We start from the raw sequence: 17574 nt of genomic DNA, 5'->3' as shown, positions 1-17574 counted from the left end.
CAAAACGGGCAGGAAATCGGATCGAGTTTATCACAGAAACCACGCCCTGTTGAGGACGCGATATGCACGGCCTCAACAGGGAAACGGACGCGGTTATGAACGAGCGTCGTTCTCTTCCGGCGCATCGAGGATCTCTTCCTCTTTGCGGAACAGGCTAATGACCTTAAATACCAGGCTCATCCCGATACCGACAACGGTCGCCAGCGCCATGCCTTTCAGCTCGGTTGCCCCCAAATGCACTTTCGCACCGCTGACGCCGATGATCAGAATCACGGAAGTCAGGATCAAGTTTTGCGCTTTGTTGTAATCCACTTTGGATTCAATCAGCACACGAATACCAGACGCCCCGATTACGCCGTACAACAGCAGCGATACGCCGCCCATGACAGGAACGGGTACAGCCTGAATCGCCGCCGCCAGTTTACCCACGCAAGAGAGCAGAATAGCGAGGATCGCCGCACCACCGATCACCCAGGTGCTGTACACTTTGGTAATCGCCAACACGCCGATATTTTCGCCGTAGGTTGTGTTCGGCGTGGAGCCAAAGAAGCCGGACAACACGGTAGAAATGCCGTTGGCGAACATAGAGCGGTGCAGCCCCGGTTCACGCATCAGGTCTTTCTTCACGATATTCGCTGTCACCACCAGATGGCCGACGTGTTCTGCAATTACCACCAGCGCCGCAGGCAGAATCGCCAGAATGGCAAACCACTCAAAACGCGGCGTATAGAATGTTGGCATCGCGAACCAGTGAGCTTCACGAATCGGGGTCAGATCCACCACGCCCAGCGCGAACGACAGCGCATAACCTGCCAGCACCCCGATCAGAATTGGAATGATCGCCAAGAAACCACGAAACAGCACCGATCCCAGAATGGTGATCGCCAGCGTCGCCAGTGAAATCGTCACCGCAGTGGAATCGACAGAAGCGCCATCAGCAGGCAGCAACCCTGCCATTCCCGCCGCCACACCGGCCAGTTCAAGGCCGATAACCGCGACGATCGCGCCCATCGCCGCAGGCGGGAATAACACATTCAACCAGCCAGTCCCCGCTTTTTTAACAATCAGCGCCACCAGACAAAACAGCACGCCGCACATAATGAAACCACCCAGCGCGACTTCGTACCCCAGCGGCAGCAACAGTAAAACCGGAGAAATGAACGCGAAGCTCGACCCTAAATACGCTGGGATTTTGCCTTTACAAATGAATAAATACAGCAGCGTACCGACACCGTTGAATAACAGTACGGTGGCTGGATTGATCTTGAACAGAATGGGTACCAGAACGGTAGCGCCAAACATCGCAAACAGATGCTGGAAACTCAACGGGATGGTTTGTAACAAGGGCGGTCGTTCACTTACCCCGATGGCGCGACGAGTCATCTTCAATATCCTCTGTAGTGTTGTTATGTCGTGGTGTTATCGAGTATTGCTATTTATGTGTGCAGGTATACCGCACTGCTTATTTACAGCCAGACTTACCCCGCCCCACCGCAGTAAAGCAGGATAATTGTTGGCTACTGATATAATAAAGCACCGAGTGTGACGTCACACAGGCTGTGGTGAACCATAGGAAATACTTAGGTTCCCGCCAAAAAAAAGCCGACTAATAAGTCGGCTTACCTGTTATTTCGTACCAAATATTTTATCGCCCGCATCGCCCAGGCCCGGCATGATGTAACCCTGCTCGTTGAGGCCTTTATCGATGGATGCCGTGTAAAGCTCAATATCCGGGTGGGCTTTTTCCAGTGCGGCAATCCCTTCTGGCGCCGCGACCAGCACCAACACCTTAATGCTGTGACAGCCTGCTTTTTTCAGCAGATCGATCGTCGCGATCATTGAGCCGCCGGTCGCCAGCATGGGGTCAACCACCAGCGCCATGCGTTCTTCGATATTGGACACCAGCTTCTGGAAATAAGGAACAGGCTCCAGCGTTTCTTCATCACGGTAGATGCCGACAACGCTGATACGCGCGCTAGGGACATTTTCCAGCACGCCTTCCATCATCCCCAACCCTGCACGCAGAATAGGTACGACGGTAATTTTCTTGCCTTTGATCTGATCGACTTCAACCGGACCGCACCAGCCATCAATGGTGACCTTCTCAGTGACCAGATCGGCGGTGGCTTCATAAGTCAGTAAACTTCCCACTTCGGAAGCCAGCTCACGAAAACGCTTCGTGCTAATATCGTTCTCTCGCATCAAACCCAGTTTGTGTTTGACGAGTGGGTGTTTCACCTCGACGATCTTCATCTTTATCTCCCCATCGGCTAGTGGACGGACAAAAACGCCAAGCGCGTTTTTAAACACCGCTTGCGGCGGCCCGCAGGGCGGCGGGCACAAGAGCCCGTCGTAAAAAAAATCGCGGGATTATACCGCCTTTTTTGCTTAGCGCCATACGATTAAGCCTGATCCAGATCAACCGAGAAGAGAAATTGTTGCCGTTAACGAAAAATAGCCCGCCGATGACTCATCACTCGCAAACGATTGCCTACACTGTTAGAATTAGCGCGCATTATTTTTACCACAGTATGTTTTCTCAATACCGTGTTTTCTGAATACGACCCGTAACCTTCGTGGGGACTCAGCAGTGACCGACAAAACCTCTCTCAGTTATAAAGACGCAGGCGTGGATATCGATGCAGGTAATGCATTGGTCGACCGTATCAAAGGTGTAGTGAAACAGACTCGTCGCCCGGAAGTTATGGGTGGATTGGGTGGTTTCGGTGCCTTGTGCGCCTTACCGCAAAAATACCGCGAACCGATTCTGGTTTCCGGCACTGACGGAGTCGGCACCAAACTGCGCCTGGCGATGGATCTGAAACGCCACGATACCATTGGTATCGATCTGGTTGCGATGTGCGTGAACGATCTGGTGGTTCAGGGCGCAGAGCCGCTGTTCTTCCTCGACTATTACGCTACAGGCAAACTGGATGTTGATACGGCTGCCAGCGTGATTACTGGTATCGCAGAAGGCTGTAAACAATCAGGCTGTGCGCTGGTTGGTGGCGAAACCGCCGAAATGCCGGGCATGTACCACGGCGAAGACTACGACGTAGCTGGCTTCTGCGTCGGTGTGGTAGAAAAATCAGAAATCATCGACGGCAGCAAAGTCCAGAACGGTGATGTGCTGGTTGCCCTCGCGTCCAGCGGCCCCCACTCAAACGGCTATTCTCTGGTACGCAAAGTGCTTGAAGTCAGCAAAACCGATCCAGAGCAGTTCGAGCTGGAAGGCAAACCGCTGGCCGACCACCTGCTAGCACCGACCAAAATCTACGTGAAATCCATCCTGTCCCTGATTGAGAAAGTGGACGTTCATGCGATTTCTCACCTGACCGGCGGCGGCTTCTGGGAAAATATCCCACGCGTTCTGCCAGAAGGTATGCAGGCAACTATCGACGAATCTAGCTGGCAATGGCCTGCGGTGTTCAACTGGCTGCAACAGGCTGGGAATGTCAGCCGTCACGAAATGTATCGTACTTTTAACTGCGGTGTTGGTATGATCATCGCACTGCCAGCCGAACAGGCAGACGAGGCCGTTGCATTACTCAACAGCAGCGGCGAAAACGCATGGAAAATCGGCGTCATTACTCAAACCGATGCCGGAGACGCAGTGGTTATTAACTGATGAAAAACATCGTTGTGCTGATTTCAGGTCATGGAAGCAACTTACAGGCGTTGATTGACGCCAGTAAGAACGGACGTCTCAAAGGAAAGATCGCTGCCGTATTCAGTAATAATGCGGAGGCGTACGGGCTAGAACGCGCACAGAATGCGGATATTCCGACGTTCGTCCTGAACCCTGAAGATTTTGCCGATCGCGCTGCATTTGATGCCGCGCTGGCAAATGAAATTGAGCAACATGAGCCGGCGCTAGTGGTTCTGGCTGGTTACATGCGGATTCTTAGCCCAGAATTTGTTGCGCAATTTGCTGGCAAAATGCTGAACATTCACCCTTCTCTGCTGCCCAAATATCCCGGCCTGCATACACACCGCAAGGCGCTGGAAAATGGCGATCGGGAACACGGGACTTCCGTACATTTTGTCACAGACGAGCTGGATGGCGGCCCGCTGATTCTGCAAGCGAAGGTGCCAGTATTTAGTGATGACACCGAAGAAAGCCTGAGCGAGCGCGTGAAAACCCACGAGCACACGATTTATCCGATGGTCATTAACTGGTTCCTGAACGGCAGACTGGTGATGCGGGATAATGAAGCTTGGCTGGACAGCGTGCGTATTCCGCCACAGGGCTACGCTGCCGAATAATTCTGTCTGTTCATCATTTTAATAAGGCTCCCCGGCGGAGCCTTATTTACTTCCTCTTCCTGCTTTTTATTATCTCGCCTTCTCCGCATATGTCTTTTTCTGCACACGCACACATCGCTGTTTTCAGCCCGATCCGCGCTTTAAATATTTACTAATCTTTACCAAGAAAACACTAAAAGTCAGATAAAAAAGAACATTTCTATCAACCGGAATTACCCCCACTTTTCATCGGTTGAAAACGAAAATGACAATGATTATCTTTCCCCGCCCTACATTCTGTGAATTCCATCATGCGTACTGCCCTACTGCTTTGCCTGCTTTTCCTCAGCCCATTCCTACAAGCCAAAACGGTCACCGATATGTTGGGCCGACAGGTGGAAATACCAGACAACCCCCAACGCATCATTCTGGGTGAGAGCCGCATGCTGTATACGCTGGCGTTGCTTCAGCCTGATAACCCAGCAAAGCACGTCGTCGGCTGGCCAGGAGATATGGCGCGCTACGATGCGCAGAGCTGGTCACGCTATACCGAAAAATTCCCGCAGCTCACCCAGATCCCACAGTTAGGCAACGGCAGCCTGCAAGCGATGAACGCAGAGATGCTGCTGCCGCTAAAACCCGATCTGGTCATTCTGCCCCGTCTGGCAAAAAACGCGGCCAATGAAGATCTCCTGCAACAAACGCTGACGCGTGCAGGGATCCCGTTTATTTATGTCGATCTGCGTATCGATCTGCTTAACAACACGTTGCCCAGTATTCGTTTGCTTGGCGAGGTGCTGGATCAGCCACAGCGCGCGACCGCCTTCAGCAATTTCTATCAGCAGCATATGGATGTGGTGCGCCAGCGTATCGCGCACTATCACGGTAAAAAACCGACGGTCATGCTGCATTTGCATCTGGGCAGACGGGACACCTGCTGCACCACGGCAGTCGGCGGCAGCCTTGGCGACCTGCTGACTTTCGCCGGCGGCGAGAATATTGCCAACGGCACGATCAGCAGCGTCTACGGAGAATTGAGTCCAGAGCGCGTGCTGGCCGCCAATCCCGATGTCTATATCGCCACCGGTATGGCCGGTCCGGAGGGCAAACGCTTCTCCAGTTTGATGCTCGGCCCGCTGGTTAACGCCGCGCAGGCGCAAGAGAGCTTCGACAAACTTATCCGTCAGGAACCTATTTTGTCTCACCTGCAAGCCGTACAAACAGGCCGAGCCTGGAGCATGTGGCACAACTTCTACCTCAGTCCGTACCACGTTGTGATGGTCGAAATGTTTGCCAAGGCACTCTATCCGGATCAGTTCGCCGATATCGATCCGCAACAAACACTACAACAACTCTATCAACAGTTTTTACCTATTGAATTTTCAGGGATTTATTGGAGTCAGATTTCGCATGAATAAGTTTGTTATAAAAAATAACCCGTTACGTCACGGCTGGCCGTTGCTGGCGCTGTTGCCGTTTAGCATTCAGGCAGCCATCGTTGATAACAAAACCGTTGATGGCAAAGAAGACACCATGGTGGTAAACGCCACCACGGCCGCTCAAGCAGGAAAAGAAGCCGGCTATCAGCCGCATAAAACCGTGACCGGCACCCGTACCGAAAGCCGCCTGCTGGATGTGCCACAGGCGGTCAACGTCGTTCCGACTCAGGTAATTGACGATCGGGCGGTACGCAATATTGATGAAGCGCTGTATAACGTCAGCGGTATCACACAGTCAAATACGCTGGGTGGCACACAAGATGCCATCATCAAACGCGGCTTCGGCGATAACCGCGACGGCTCGATCTTTCGTGACGGCGTGCGCTCTATTCAAGCACGCAACTTTACCCCCAGCAGCGAACGCGTCGAAGTGCTGAAAGGCCCAGCTTCCATGCTCTATGGCATGGGCGAACCCGGCGGCGTCATTAATATCATCAGTAAAAAACCCGAACTGGTACAGAAAACACACATTGAAGGCCGAGGAAGCAGTTTCAAAGGCGGCGGCGGACAGTTGGATGTCACCGGCCCATTAGGCACATCCGGTTTGGCTTACCGTATGGTGGTCGATCATGATGAAACCGACTACTGGCGCAACTTCGGGCGTAATCGCCAAACGACAATTGCACCGTCATTGATGTGGTACGGTGAAGACACCACCGTGCGTGTATCCTACGAACATATGGAATACCTGACGCCTTTCGATCGCGGCACCCTTATCGATCCGAAGACGGGCAAGCCGGTTAATACGCCGCGCGATCGTCGCTTTGATGAAAGTTACAATGCGACACGCGGCGATCAGGACAACGTCACCATGCAGGTTGACCGCAACCTGAATGACCGCTGGAAAAGCAGCCTGACCTACTCGTACAACCGCAACCGCTACAGCGATAACCAGGCGCGGGCCGTATGCCAAAATAACACCGTCTGTTTTAACCCTGACTCTGGAATTCTTTACCGCCAACCAGACGCTACAGGATACGCACACAGTCAGGCGCAGATCGTCCAACTCACGCTAAATGGCGACATTGATTGGGGTAGAATCAATCACCAGTTACTGTTTGGCTTTGACTACGAGGCAGACAGGACATTTAGAGGAGACATGATTCGGGGAAGCAAAGCAGGTGGATTCAACATCTATAACCCAGTATACGGTCAACTTTCCGCCTCTACCGCCGTTAGCGCGAAAGACAGCGATCAGCGTGAAAATATCGATAGCAAAGCCTTCTTTATGCAGGATGCCATCCGCCTTAACGATCGCTGGCAGTTGCTGGGCGGTTTACGGTATGACACGTTCGATGTAATGTCAGGTAAAGGGCGCCCATTCATCACCAACACGGACAGTTCATACCACCGCGTTGTGCCACGTGCCGGCATCATCTACAGCCTAACGACTTATTCATCCCTTTACGCCAGCTACAGTGAATCATTTAAACCCAACTCCTCTATCGCAACGCAAATCGGCTCGCTACCACCAGAATTAGGGCGTTCTTACGAACTCGGTACCAAATGGGATCTACCCAACCGTATTACCGGTAACGTAGCCTTGTTCGATATTGAAAAACAAAACGTGATGGTCGATGAACTCATCAATGGCCAGACGGTAACACGCACCGCAGGCTCTGTACGTTCACAAGGTGTTGAACTGGATCTGGCAGGCAACATTACCGATTCATTAAGCCTGATCGGTTCTTATGCCTACACCGATGCTCGCGTCACTGCCGATCCGAAAAATGAAGGCAAACGGATGACCAACGCTGCCCGTCATACTGCGTCACTGTTCCTGACACAGGACTTTGGCAATATTGGCCTGGCAGTTGGTGACGATCTCCGTGCCGGTACAGGCGCTCGCTATGTCAGCCGTCGTGCAGGCGATGCGGCAAACAGCTTCTATCTGGATGATTACATCGTCGCCGACGCGTTTGTTGCTTACAGCCTGCCGCTCAACGGCTACAAGGTGAAATGGCAGCTCAACGTGAAGAACCTGTTCGATCAAACCTATTACCCGTCAAGCGGTAATAATCTGCGTGTCGCCATCGGCGAGCCGCGTCAGGTGGTGCTACGCGCCAGCGTCGATTTCTAATCGCCTTTCGCCCCGCATTTCACTACTGCGGGGCACTTGCTACTTTTTTATAAAGACAGTAAAGATATCCCTTCCCTGTCTTATTTTGCTGAGCAGTACGTTACCCCGCAAACTGCCGGAACAGTGCTTTACCGCGTAAGAGTCGTAGCCCCAGCCAGCCGCCGCAGAGCGACAGAAGGAACGCCGCGATTAACGGGAGCGTTATCCACATCGTGACATTCGGTTCCCAGGCAAAGTTAAAGACCTTCCGCTGCAACAGCCACAGTGCCGATTCTGCACCAATCGCCGCTGCCGTTCCCGCCACCAGTCCCAGTACCGCGAATTCACACCACAACGTGGTGCGCAGCAGGCGTAACCCAGCTCCCAGCGTGCGATATACCATCAGTTCCTGACGCCGTTGACGCATCCCGACCTGAATCTGTGCCAACAACAGCAGCACGCCACAGAACAGTACCAAAATGACCATAATCTCCAGCGCCCGACTTACCTGCTGTAAGACCAGCCCCACCTGACGCAGAATACTGCCGATATCCAGCACGCTGACCGTCGGAAACTGGCGGTTCAACTGCGTAATCATCTTTTCATCGCCGTCGTAACGGAAGCTGGTCAGCCAGGACTGCGGCTGGTTATCCAACGCCCCTACGGGGAAAATAAAGAAGAAATTCGGACGCAGGCTTTCCCAGTCTACCTGACGGAAGCTGGTCACCGTTGCGCTAAACGGTTGCGTGTCGCCAGTGAAGGTCAGCGTATCGCCAATCTTGATCCCCATCTCTTTGGCTTCTTTCGCTTCCATCGAGACTTCACCCGCCTTCGGCGCGTCGCCTTCCACCAGTACGTTATACTGCGGAATCCCGTTCATCCAGGTCAGGTTCAGTTCACGGTTCACCGTGTTGCCACCCGGATCGTCCTCGTGGATCACTTCCGTTGCAACCTGCTGATTAATCTCCGTTAGCCGCGCACGAATAATCGGGAAGAATTGCTCCGGCGTCACATTATGTTGAGAGAGGAAATTCTCTATTTGTGGCACCTGTTCCTTCGTGATATTCAGCAGGAAATAGTTTGGGCTACCCGGCGGCAATTGCTGCTGCCAGCGCTCCAGTAAATCACCGCGCATCACCAGCAGCAGCGCCAATAGCATGAAGGACAGCGAAAAGGCGGCCAACTGGCTGAGCGTCGACCACGGCTGGCGCAACAGGCGATTAATCGCCAGACGCAATGCCAGTCGTTTAACCGTCAGACGCCGTAACAACAGCAGACCGCCCCAGCCAATGACACCCAACAGTAGCGACAGCACCGCCATACCGCCGAGCAGCGACCATAGCAGCACGCCTCCACCGGACAATACCGCCAGCAGCCCGACGACAATAAGCAGGACAATCGGTAGGTAGTAGCGCAGCGGCCATACGTTCGCCACCACATCCTGACGCAATACGCGCAGTGGCTGTGTCGCCAGCAGCAGCCGATAAGGGCGTAGCCCAACCAGCAGCGAGATCAGCACCAGCGATCCCAGCGCCCATACCCACGGCCACAGCCCGGAAGCAGGCAACGAGGCAGGCAGCACGGGTGCCAGCATTTTCATCAACAGCGCTTCAAACCCTAAGCCAAGTACGCTGCCACAAATCGCCGCCAAGCCCAACACGGAAAGCCACTGCCCGATGATTAATCGCCTTAGTGCCTGTTTGCCTGCCCCCAGCGTTTTCAGAATGGCGACCAAATCATAGCGGCTACGACAGTAGTGCCCCATCGCCACCGCCACTGCGGCGATAGACAACAACAGCGTCAGCAGCGCCGACAGCAACAGGAACTGCTGTGACCGTTTTAACGACTGACTTAATGCGCCTTGGGAATCTTCCATGCCATACCAGCGCTGATCGGGCTTAAGCTGGGGTTTGATGAAGTTACTGAAGTCACTAATCTGCTTCTCATTGCCGGAAAACATGTAGCGCCAGGTAATGCGCCCCCCCGGCTGAATCGCCCCAGTTTTCTCGACATCGTCCAGATTCATCAGAATACGCGGCGCGGTGTCAAACGGATTGAAGCCGGCATCCGGTTCCTGAATTAGTTCACCGCTGATGCGCAGCGAGGTATCGCCGACGTCCAGCATGTCACCGACTTTCAGCCCGAGTAGCGCCAGCAGGCGCGGCGCTACCAGCACCGTTCCCGCTTCCGCATGCAGCCCTTCTGGACGCGTCTGCAAATTACCGTACAGCGGGTAGCGCTGGTCGGTGGCTTTAACCTGCGCCAGTTGCGGCGTATCACCCGCGAACGTCATGGTCATAAAGGAAATTTGTCGGCTGAGCGTCAGCCCGCGCTGCTGCGCCTCCTGAAGCCAAGCTTCTGCCACGGGCCGCGAGGCACGCAGCACGCGGTCGCCAGCCAGAAAATCACGGCTCTGCTGACTGAGTCCTTTTTCCATGCGATCGCTGATCGTGCCCAGCGCCAGCACGCAGGCAACGGCCAGCGTTAATGCCAGCCAGACAATCAGTAAAGAAGGAGAGCGCCATTCGCGCCAGAACCACCGCCAGATCATGCGTCCTCCCGCAGCTTGCCATCGACTAAGCGCAGGCGTCGTTCACAGCGCGCCGCCAGTTGTTCATCATGCGTTACCAGAATCAACGTGGTGGCATAATCGCGATTGAGGGAAAACAGCAGATCAACGATGCGCTCACCGGTTTTACGATCCAGATTTCCGGTCGGTTCATCAGCAAACAAGACATTGGGACGACCGCTGAACGCCCGCGCCAGCGCCACACGCTGCTGTTCACCACCGGAAAGCTGAGCGGGAAGATGATGTAAGCGCTCACCCAGCCCGAGCTGCTGTAACAGCTGTTCAGCCTGACCACGGCTGTGGCTGTCGCTTTCACCGCGCAGCAACGCAGGTAACTGTACATTCTCCAATGCATTCAGCGTCGGCACCAGCATGAAAGACTGAAAAACAAAACCCACATGCTGAGCACGCAGCGCCGCACGGCCTTCTTCATCCAGCACATTTAGCGATTTACCCATCAGGCTTACCTCGCCTTCCGTGCCATCATCCAGCCCGGCCAAAATGCCCAGCAAGGTTGACTTGCCCGACCCAGATTCCCCAATCAGGGCAATTGTCTGCGCAGGTTTGACAATAAGCTCAACTCCGGTAAGGATGGAAAGCCGATTTTCTCCCTGACCAACGTGCTTACTAAGATGATGAACTTCAAGAATGTTTTCTACGTGCGCAGTTTCGCTTGGCGTAGCACTCGCTGGGCTGGTCTTCGCAAACATGTTTTCGTCCTTTTGCTTCTGGGATTATGCAGCGTACGCGCTTTCGCCGCTGACACATTATTAATTCTGGGCGATAGCCTCAGTGCGGGCTATCAGATGCCGATCGCTAACGCATGGCCAACGCTCTTGAACACGCAGTGGCAGACGCAGAAAAAAGGCGTCGCGGTGGTTAACGCCAGTATTAGTGGAGACACCACCGCACAAGCACTGGCGCGTCTTCCTGCCTTGTTGCAACAGCATCAGCCGCGTTGGGTATTGATTGAACTGGGCGGCAATGATGGCCTTCGAGGATTTCCGGCCCCTAACATTGAGCAAGATCTGACGAAAATCATCACGCTGGTCAAACAGGATAACGCTCAGCCGCTGCTCATGCAGATCCGTTTGCCGACCAACTATGGCCGTCGCTATACCGAGTCATTCAGCAATATCTACCCCAAATTAGCGGAGCAGTTTGCGCTTCCGCTGCTGCCTTTCTTTATGGAGCAGGTGTATCTTAAACCGGAGTGGATGATGGAAGATGGCATCCATCCAACCCGGGATGCCCAACCGTTTATCGCAGAATGGATGGCGAAGCAGCTGGAACCCTTAGTTAACCATGAGTCTTAATAAATAGGCTTTTGAATTAGGTAAAGTTATGCAAAAAACGGTCTTCATTACGGGTTGCTCCAGCGGCATTGGCCTGATTGCCGCTCAGGATCTGCAAAAGCGCGGTTATCGCGTGATTGCCGCCTGCCGCCGCGCAGAGGATGTCGCGCGTCTGGCCACGCTGGGTCTGGAAGCGATTACGCTCGATCTGGATGACAGCGCCAGCGTTGAGCTAGCGGCTGCGGAGGTGATCAGACTGACGAATAACCGCCTGTACGGTTTGTTTAATAACGCCGGATACGGCCTGTATGGCCCGCTGAATACCATTTCGCGCCAGCAGCTTGAACAGCAATTTTCCAGCAATCTGTTCGGCACGCATCAACTCACCCAGTTGCTGCTACCCGCCATGTTGCCGCACGGTGAAGGCCGTATCATCCAGACCAGTTCTGTTCTGGGGCTGGTGTCCACACCGGGGCGCGGTGCCTATGCCGCCAGCAAATATGCGCTGGAAGCCTGGTCAGATGCATTGCGTATGGAGCTCCACGGTAGCGGCCTGCACGTCAGCCTGATCGAGCCTGGCCCAATCAGTACGCGCTTTACCAGCAACGTCGCACAGACGCAGACAGACAAGCCGGTGACCAATCCCGGCATCGCTAAACGCTTCACACTGCCGCCGGAAGCGATATTGCCGAAGCTGCATCATGCACTGGAAAGTTCGCGGCCTAAATTACGCTATCCCGTCACGCTGGTGGCTCACGCCTTAACCTGGCTGCGTCGCCTGCTACCGGGATGTCTGCTGGATAAGGTAGTACGAGGATAAAACCTCAGAAGGTGAGGTATTGCGCACTTGCCTCTGTACGAGGCTTGCAAGTGACACCGACAGGCCCCATCTAAGGGTCAAACGCATTCAGGAAGTAAGAGAGATTACTCATGTTAGAACAACAAGCGACTATCGTTGACGTCAACGAATCCAACCTGCATCAGGTGTTGGAACACTCCATGACCCTGCCAGTCCTGTTTTACTTCTGGTCGGCGCGTAGCCAGCACTGTCTGGAACTGGAACCGGTGCTGGACAAGCTGGCGCAGGAATACGCAGGGCAGTTTGTTCTGGCGAAGGTGGATTGTGATGCCGAGCAGCGCGTCGCCGCTCAGTTTGGCCTGCGCTCCATTCCAACCGTTTATCTGTTTAAAGATGGCCAGCCACTGGACGGTTTTCAGGGGCCACAGCCGGAAGAAGCCATTCGTGAATTGCTGAAACGCGCATTGCCGAAAGAAGAAGAGCTCAAAGTCGCGCAGGCACAGCAGCTGATTCAGGAAGACAAACTGCCAGAAGCCATGCAATTGCTGAAAGACGCCTGGCAACTCAGCCAGCAGCGCAGCGACATCGGTCTGATGCTGGCGGAAGTGCAGATTCAGATTAAACGTAGCGAAGAGGCCGAAGCCGTGTTAGCCACCATTCCATTGCAAGACCAGGACACGCGTTATCACAGTCTCGTTGCGCAGATTGAGCTACTCAAACAAGCGGCAGATACACCGGAAATTCAGCATCTACAGCAGCAATTGGACGCCGATCCACAAAATGCGGAGCTGGCGGTACAGCTGGCGCTGCAACTGCATCAGGTTGGTCGTAACGAAGAAGCGCTCGAACTGCTGATGGGCTTCCTGAAGAAAGATTTGGCTGTTGCTAACGGCAACGCGCGTAAAACGCTGATGGACATCATGGCCGCCCTCGGCACCAGCGACGCCCTCGCCGCCCGCTACCGCCGCCAGCTCTATTCTTTATTATATTGATTTACCTTGCGAAAAAGGCCAGAACATTGATTCTGGCCTTCTTATTTCAAACATTCGTCCTCGCCTATATTGGATTGATACGATGATTTCGGGTGTGCTAACTCGGCGTAAAAAATTATGCTGAGGAGATAGCAGGCTTAGGATGAGCCGCAGGACGCGGCGAAAGCTTGCGCCACGTCGGGAACGTGTCGCAAGCGGTCCGTTAAGCCTGATACCGACGAAGGCACCGCGTTAGCGGCATAATTTCCGCCAAAAAGCCTAGGGGTCACGGGGCGAGCGGCGCTTGAGACGCCCCGTGTCGGGCGCGTGCTGCGAAGTAGCATGAAAATGACGGTACTATCGCGCACGAAACAGCCTCGATAGCGACATAAAAATGCGACTCAGAGGCAGTCTTGGATCTCTCCGCTAACTACAACGTATCCAGCACCGTGATCCAGCCATGTCCGCCGTACACTGACCAGCCGTTTAGCCAGCGGCGCAGCATGTTCATCGCCAGCATCGCAACGACCTCTTGATGCGTTTTCAGGCTGTAGCGCTGTACGTTGAACTGTATCGTTTGGGCAAAAGATCCTTCCGGCGTATGTAGCGCCAGTGATAACTCGGCCTCGTTCCTATTCCCTACGACCAATGCTAATGACGCGCCCTGACGCTCCGCCAGATGGCGAGCATAGTCCGCTAGCCCAGGCAGGCTAACGTCCTCAACGTTTGCCAGCAGTTCCCCGCCTGCCAGCGGCGTATTTGCCGATTGAAGCTGCCAGTTGAGCAATCCTGCCGTGAAGTGTTCACTCACTGCCAGCGTCAGATCACGTTCAGCCAGACGCCGTGCCAGCTGTGCTGGCAGCCCTTCTGTTCCTTCAAAGAGGGTATTTTCACCGGCTACGGCGCGCACCGTTTCCCACAGCTGCATCATCTTTTCCTGCTGTGCGGCTGGACCAGTCAGCTTCAGCTCAATAATCGGCATAGAAGAACGGTAACCCAGCACCACGCCCGGCGGTAACGCCATGCCGTCCAGTTGGCTTGCCAAATCGCTTTCAGAACGGCCAAAGGTGGTCAAACGCAGGCACAGAGGCGCATCAGCGACAGCAAAACGCTCGCGCAAGCGCGGCATAATTTGCTGCTCGACCATGACCTTAAACTCAGAGGGAACACCTGGCGTGAAAAACATTAAGCACTTGTTCAAGTGCAGCGCAAAACCGCAGGCTGTGCCTACTGGGTTGTCCACCATTTCCGCACTAGCGGGGATTTGCGCCTGTTTGCGGTTGCTGGGTGCCATCACTCTGCCGCGCTCGGCAAAGAATGCCTCCATACGCGCCAGCCATTCCGTATGCTCAACCAGTTCTTCGCCTGCTGCGGTGGCCGCCGCCAACGCGCTGAGATCGTCGCTGGTCGGCCCCAAACCGCCGTTTACAATCAGGATATCCGCTATCTGGCTACGCTGCGTTATTGCCGCCACCAGCGCATCGAGATCGTCCCCCACCGTCATCCGGCTGGTCATTGGTAATCCCTGTTGAAACAAATAATCCGCCAACCAGGCCGCATTGGTATCAATAATTTGACCATGCAGCACTTCATCGCCGGTACATAACATCTCGACCCTAAGCATTTTTTATTCCTCGTGACGATCCTGAAACCACTTTAAAAAGTCGGATGAACAAACACAATGTTTCTTTCAGGCTGACTGAAACCACAGGCTGCCGATGAGCCGCAATCCAGTGTAAATATAAAATTACACCCTTCGTAACGGCGTTTTGACAGAAATCACTGAATACTCTACTCTGCTGCCAAAAATATCTGGATAGCCACGCTATATATAGAGGAATAGGTGAAAAATCGTACTCTTGGCAGTATTTTTATCGTTGCTGGTACCACCATTGGCGCAGGAATGCTGGCGATGCCGTTAGCCACCGCTGGCGTCGGATTTGGTACTACGTTAACAATATTAATCGGTTTATGGATTCTGATGTGTTATAGCGCCCTGCTGCTGGTTGAAGTGTATCAGCATCAGCCATCGCACACTGGACTGGGCACGCTGGCAAAAATCTACCTCGGCCGCTGGGGACAGTGGATTACGGGTTTCAGTATGCTATTTCTGATGTACGCGCTCACGGCAGCCTATATCAGCGGCGCGGGCGAACTGCTTGCTACCAGCATCAGCCAATGGAGTGGCTACTCACTTCCGCTGCCCGCAGGTATTTTGCTCTTCACACTGGTTGCTGGTGGCGTTGTCTGTATTGGCACCTCTTCTGTCGATTTGTTTAACCGCATCCTGTTTAGCTGCAAAGTGTTTATGTTCATCGTGATGTTGGCAGTGACCATGCCACATATTCAGCGTGTCAATCTCTTAACGCTACCATTACAGCAAGGCCTGACGCTCTCGGCATTACCCGTCATTCTGACCTCATTTGGTTTCCACGGCAGCATCCCCAGCATCGTGCACTATATGGGCGGTGACAGCCGTAAACTGCGTCAGATCTTTATTATTGGTAGCGCGATCCCGCTAGTCGCTTACATTTTTTGGCAACTCGCGATGCTCGGCAGCTTGAGCTCTTCAACGTTCAATGCCATTTTGGCCGATCAGGCAGGATTGAATGGGTTGATGCAGGCTATTCGCACGCTGGTGGCTTCACCGCACGTTGAGCTGGCCGTCCATCTGTTTGCCGATCTTGCGCTGGCGACTTCTTTCCTCGGCGTGGCGCTGGGGCTGTTCGATTATTTAGCCGATCTGTTTAAACGCAAAAATAGTGTCACGGGGCGTGCGCAAACGGGTTTGCTGACCTTTATTCCCCCGCTGGTGTTTGCCCTCTTTTATCCACAAGGGTTCGTGATGGCGTTGGGCTATGCGGCGATCGCACTGGCCGTGCTGGCACTGCTTATTCCCGTCCTACTGAGCTGGCAGGTGCGCAAACAGCATCCTGAAATACGCGCAACGCGCGGTGGCGCACCGGTTCTGGTGCTGGTCTTCGCCAGCGGCGTAGGCATTATCCTGATCCAACTGGCGATGGTTGCCGGCTGGCTGCCGTCGATCAGCTAATTTTTTTCAGCGACGCCTAGGCATAAAAAAGAGCGTGAACTCAACATTCACGCTCTTTTTTCTTTCAAACCAGCGATTAGAAGTTCAGACCAACGCCAACATAGGCTGAATCCGCCAGTCTGTTATCCGGACCGTTTTCACGCGCCATATTGATGTAGCGGTAGCCGACATCAACGCTCAGCGGTGCAAATACCTGCCAGCGTACGCCTGCTTTCCCTTCAATATAGTGATCGACATGGCTGGAGAAAGCATCCGGTGAGTAGTAACCTTCGCCATACAGCGAGAACTGACGGCTTAGCGGCCACTGCAGGCCACCGCCCAGAGCAACACCATAGCCATCGTTACCGTGATCCTGATTCAGATACAGCGCTTTACCGCCCAGAGTCAGCTTGAGTGGGCCGACAGGGATGGTGTATCCCAAGCCGAAGCCGTAGACGTCATTGTTGTTGTCGCCGTGGGCATAGCTCACATTCCCCGCAAGCCCAGGAATGCCCATACCGAAGCCCGCATTGGCGCCAGCATAATCGCGACCTGCTTCCCCGGAAAGGCTAATGGCATGTACAGACGCCGTTGCAAGTAACAGGCTTCCCGCACAGGCAATCACAAACTTTTTCATTTTCAATATCCTTAAAAACCGTCGTTAAACGCGCGTGTAAAGATGTTATCGCTGCCGATTTTACCCGAAACGCCCCCTCACTCCAGCATGAAATTGCCTTGAGCAGTGATTTATTCTTTTAATAATCATGAAAGTTTTCATTCAACGCTGCTGACAATAGCAACAATAAGCGTCGCCTATTTGCTCAAAAAAGACAAAGTGAACAATAGTGCTCATCATGGATGACGACAATACAGATAGAAAGAAACGATGATGAGAGAAGGAAAATTAGCCGCAGGAAAGCATACCACGGCGATGGATACCCATACGGTGCCTTCCGACAAGCACACGCCGATGCGGTTTCAGGACATGTGGTTTCTGGAAAAGCTGGCGCTGTTTGATCGTGAAACCAGCGCCAGTTATCAGACTAGTCAGCAAAAAAAGGCGACGAAACCCAGCAGCAACGCACCTGATTATTAGCTTACGGACA

The 17574-nt window shown here is 53.7% G+C and carries 15 protein-coding genes; 9 read left to right on the top strand and 6 right to left on the bottom strand.

The window, feature by feature from the left end:
• Positions 1-93: 93 nt before the first annotated feature.
• Both uraA and upp read right to left on the bottom strand, forming a co-directional pair.
• Positions 94-1383 carry a uracil permease gene (gene uraA / locus H0247_RS09435; protein ID WP_014914592.1) on the bottom strand — a complete coding sequence of 430 codons (1290 nt, stop codon included), beginning with the start codon at positions 1381-1383 and terminating at the stop codon, positions 94-96.
• Positions 1384-1626: 243 nt separating this feature from the next.
• Positions 1627-2253, bottom strand: coding sequence for a uracil phosphoribosyltransferase (gene upp / locus H0247_RS09430; RefSeq protein ID WP_180742314.1), 627 nt, complete (start codon positions 2251-2253; stop codon positions 1627-1629).
• Between the two features lie 337 nt (positions 2254-2590).
• Between upp and purM the strand changes: the two genes are divergently transcribed.
• The 4 genes from purM (at position 2591) to H0247_RS09410 (ending at position 7824) form a co-directional block, all read left to right on the top strand.
• A complete protein-coding gene (purM, locus tag H0247_RS09425; protein ID WP_015839417.1) occupies positions 2591-3628 on the top strand; it encodes a phosphoribosylformylglycinamidine cyclo-ligase in 1038 nt (345 codons plus the stop codon).
• Positions 3628-4266: a phosphoribosylglycinamide formyltransferase gene (gene purN / locus H0247_RS09420; RefSeq protein ID WP_180742313.1), complete on the top strand. Its 639-nt coding sequence runs from the start codon at positions 3628-3630 to the stop codon at positions 4264-4266. Before purM ends, purN begins: the two co-directional genes overlap by 1 nt.
• Before the next feature lie 290 nt (positions 4267-4556).
• On the top strand, positions 4557-5663 hold the full coding sequence (locus tag H0247_RS09415) for an ABC transporter substrate-binding protein (protein ID WP_180742312.1): 1107 nt from the start codon (positions 4557-4559) through the stop codon (positions 5661-5663).
• On the top strand, positions 5656-7824 hold the full coding sequence (locus H0247_RS09410; RefSeq protein ID WP_180742311.1) for a TonB-dependent siderophore receptor: 2169 nt from the start codon (positions 5656-5658) through the stop codon (positions 7822-7824). Before H0247_RS09415 ends, H0247_RS09410 begins: the two co-directional genes overlap by 8 nt.
• A gap of 100 nt (positions 7825-7924) precedes the next feature.
• Here the strand turns inward: H0247_RS09410 and ybbP are convergent, their stop codons facing one another.
• Both ybbP and ybbA read right to left on the bottom strand, forming a co-directional pair.
• Positions 7925-10354, bottom strand: coding sequence for a putative ABC transporter permease subunit YbbP (ybbP, locus tag H0247_RS09405; RefSeq protein ID WP_180742310.1), 2430 nt, complete (start codon positions 10352-10354; stop codon positions 7925-7927).
• Entirely contained in the window at positions 10351-11082 is a 732-nt protein-coding gene (gene ybbA, locus H0247_RS09400) for a putative ABC transporter ATP-binding protein YbbA (protein ID WP_180742309.1), read from the bottom strand. Before ybbA ends, ybbP begins: the two co-directional genes overlap by 4 nt.
• Between ybbA and tesA the strand changes: the two genes are divergently transcribed.
• From tesA to H0247_RS09385, 3 genes are all read left to right on the top strand, one after another.
• Positions 11005-11688: a multifunctional acyl-CoA thioesterase I/protease I/lysophospholipase L1 gene (tesA, locus tag H0247_RS09395; RefSeq protein WP_180742308.1), complete on the top strand. Its 684-nt coding sequence runs from the start codon at positions 11005-11007 to the stop codon at positions 11686-11688. The genes ybbA and tesA overlap by 78 nt on opposite strands.
• Before the next feature lie 28 nt (positions 11689-11716).
• A complete protein-coding gene (locus tag H0247_RS09390) occupies positions 11717-12487 on the top strand; it encodes an SDR family oxidoreductase (protein ID WP_180742307.1) in 771 nt (256 codons plus the stop codon).
• 110 nt (positions 12488-12597) lie between these two features.
• Positions 12598-13458: a co-chaperone YbbN gene (locus tag H0247_RS09385; RefSeq protein ID WP_180742306.1), complete on the top strand. Its 861-nt coding sequence runs from the start codon at positions 12598-12600 to the stop codon at positions 13456-13458.
• 409 nt (positions 13459-13867) lie between these two features.
• Here the strand turns inward: H0247_RS09385 and H0247_RS09380 are convergent, their stop codons facing one another.
• Positions 13868-15061 carry a nicotinamide mononucleotide deamidase-related protein YfaY gene (locus H0247_RS09380; protein ID WP_180742305.1) on the bottom strand — a complete coding sequence of 398 codons (1194 nt, stop codon included), beginning with the start codon at positions 15059-15061 and terminating at the stop codon, positions 13868-13870.
• 219 nt (positions 15062-15280) lie between these two features.
• Between H0247_RS09380 and tyrP the strand changes: the two genes are divergently transcribed.
• The gene (gene tyrP, locus H0247_RS09375; RefSeq protein ID WP_180742304.1) at positions 15281-16489 is read left to right on the top strand and encodes a tyrosine transporter TyrP; all 1209 of its coding nucleotides are present in this window, start codon (positions 15281-15283) and stop codon (positions 16487-16489) included.
• A gap of 76 nt (positions 16490-16565) precedes the next feature.
• Here the strand turns inward: tyrP and H0247_RS09370 are convergent, their stop codons facing one another.
• Positions 16566-17105, bottom strand: a complete 540-nt coding sequence (locus tag H0247_RS09370; RefSeq protein ID WP_180742303.1) for a YfaZ family outer membrane protein — start codon at positions 17103-17105, stop codon at positions 16566-16568.
• Positions 17106-17354: 249 nt separating this feature from the next.
• On the opposite strand from H0247_RS09370, the gene H0247_RS09365 reads away from it, so the two are divergent.
• Positions 17355-17564 carry a catalase gene (locus H0247_RS09365; RefSeq protein WP_255433921.1) on the top strand — a complete coding sequence of 70 codons (210 nt, stop codon included), beginning with the start codon at positions 17355-17357 and terminating at the stop codon, positions 17562-17564.
• Positions 17565-17574 lie beyond the last annotated feature (10 nt).

Source organism: Pectobacterium sp. CFBP8739 (assembly GCF_013449375.1).
In the GTDB taxonomy this organism is placed as follows: Bacteria; Pseudomonadota; Gammaproteobacteria; order Enterobacterales; family Enterobacteriaceae; genus Pectobacterium.
Note: the sequence above shows the minus strand (reverse complement) of the source record. Positions and strands in the feature narration are given on the sequence as shown.

Coding starts and splice junctions, on each gene's coding strand:
- uraA (WP_014914592.1), bottom strand. CDS start 1,383: ATGACTCGTCGCGCCATCGGGGTAAGTGAACGACCGCCCTTGTTACAA.
- upp (WP_180742314.1), bottom strand. CDS start 2,253: ATGAAGATCGTCGAGGTGAAACACCCACTCGTCAAACACAAACTGGGT.
- purN (WP_180742313.1), top strand. CDS start 3,628: ATGAAAAACATCGTTGTGCTGATTTCAGGTCATGGAAGCAACTTACAG.
- H0247_RS09415 (WP_180742312.1), top strand. CDS start 4,557: ATGCGTACTGCCCTACTGCTTTGCCTGCTTTTCCTCAGCCCATTCCTA.
- H0247_RS09410 (WP_180742311.1), top strand. CDS start 5,656: ATGAATAAGTTTGTTATAAAAAATAACCCGTTACGTCACGGCTGGCCG.
- ybbP (WP_180742310.1), bottom strand. CDS start 10,354: ATGATCTGGCGGTGGTTCTGGCGCGAATGGCGCTCTCCTTCTTTACTG.
- tesA (WP_180742308.1), top strand. CDS start 11,005: ATGATGAACTTCAAGAATGTTTTCTACGTGCGCAGTTTCGCTTGGCGT.
- ybbA (WP_180742309.1), bottom strand. CDS start 11,082: ATGTTTGCGAAGACCAGCCCAGCGAGTGCTACGCCAAGCGAAACTGCG.
- H0247_RS09390 (WP_180742307.1), top strand. CDS start 11,717: ATGCAAAAAACGGTCTTCATTACGGGTTGCTCCAGCGGCATTGGCCTG.
- H0247_RS09385 (WP_180742306.1), top strand. CDS start 12,598: ATGTTAGAACAACAAGCGACTATCGTTGACGTCAACGAATCCAACCTG.
- H0247_RS09380 (WP_180742305.1), bottom strand. CDS start 15,061: ATGCTTAGGGTCGAGATGTTATGTACCGGCGATGAAGTGCTGCATGGT.
- H0247_RS09370 (WP_180742303.1), bottom strand. CDS start 17,105: ATGAAAAAGTTTGTGATTGCCTGTGCGGGAAGCCTGTTACTTGCAACG.
- H0247_RS09365 (WP_255433921.1), top strand. CDS start 17,355: ATGATGAGAGAAGGAAAATTAGCCGCAGGAAAGCATACCACGGCGATG.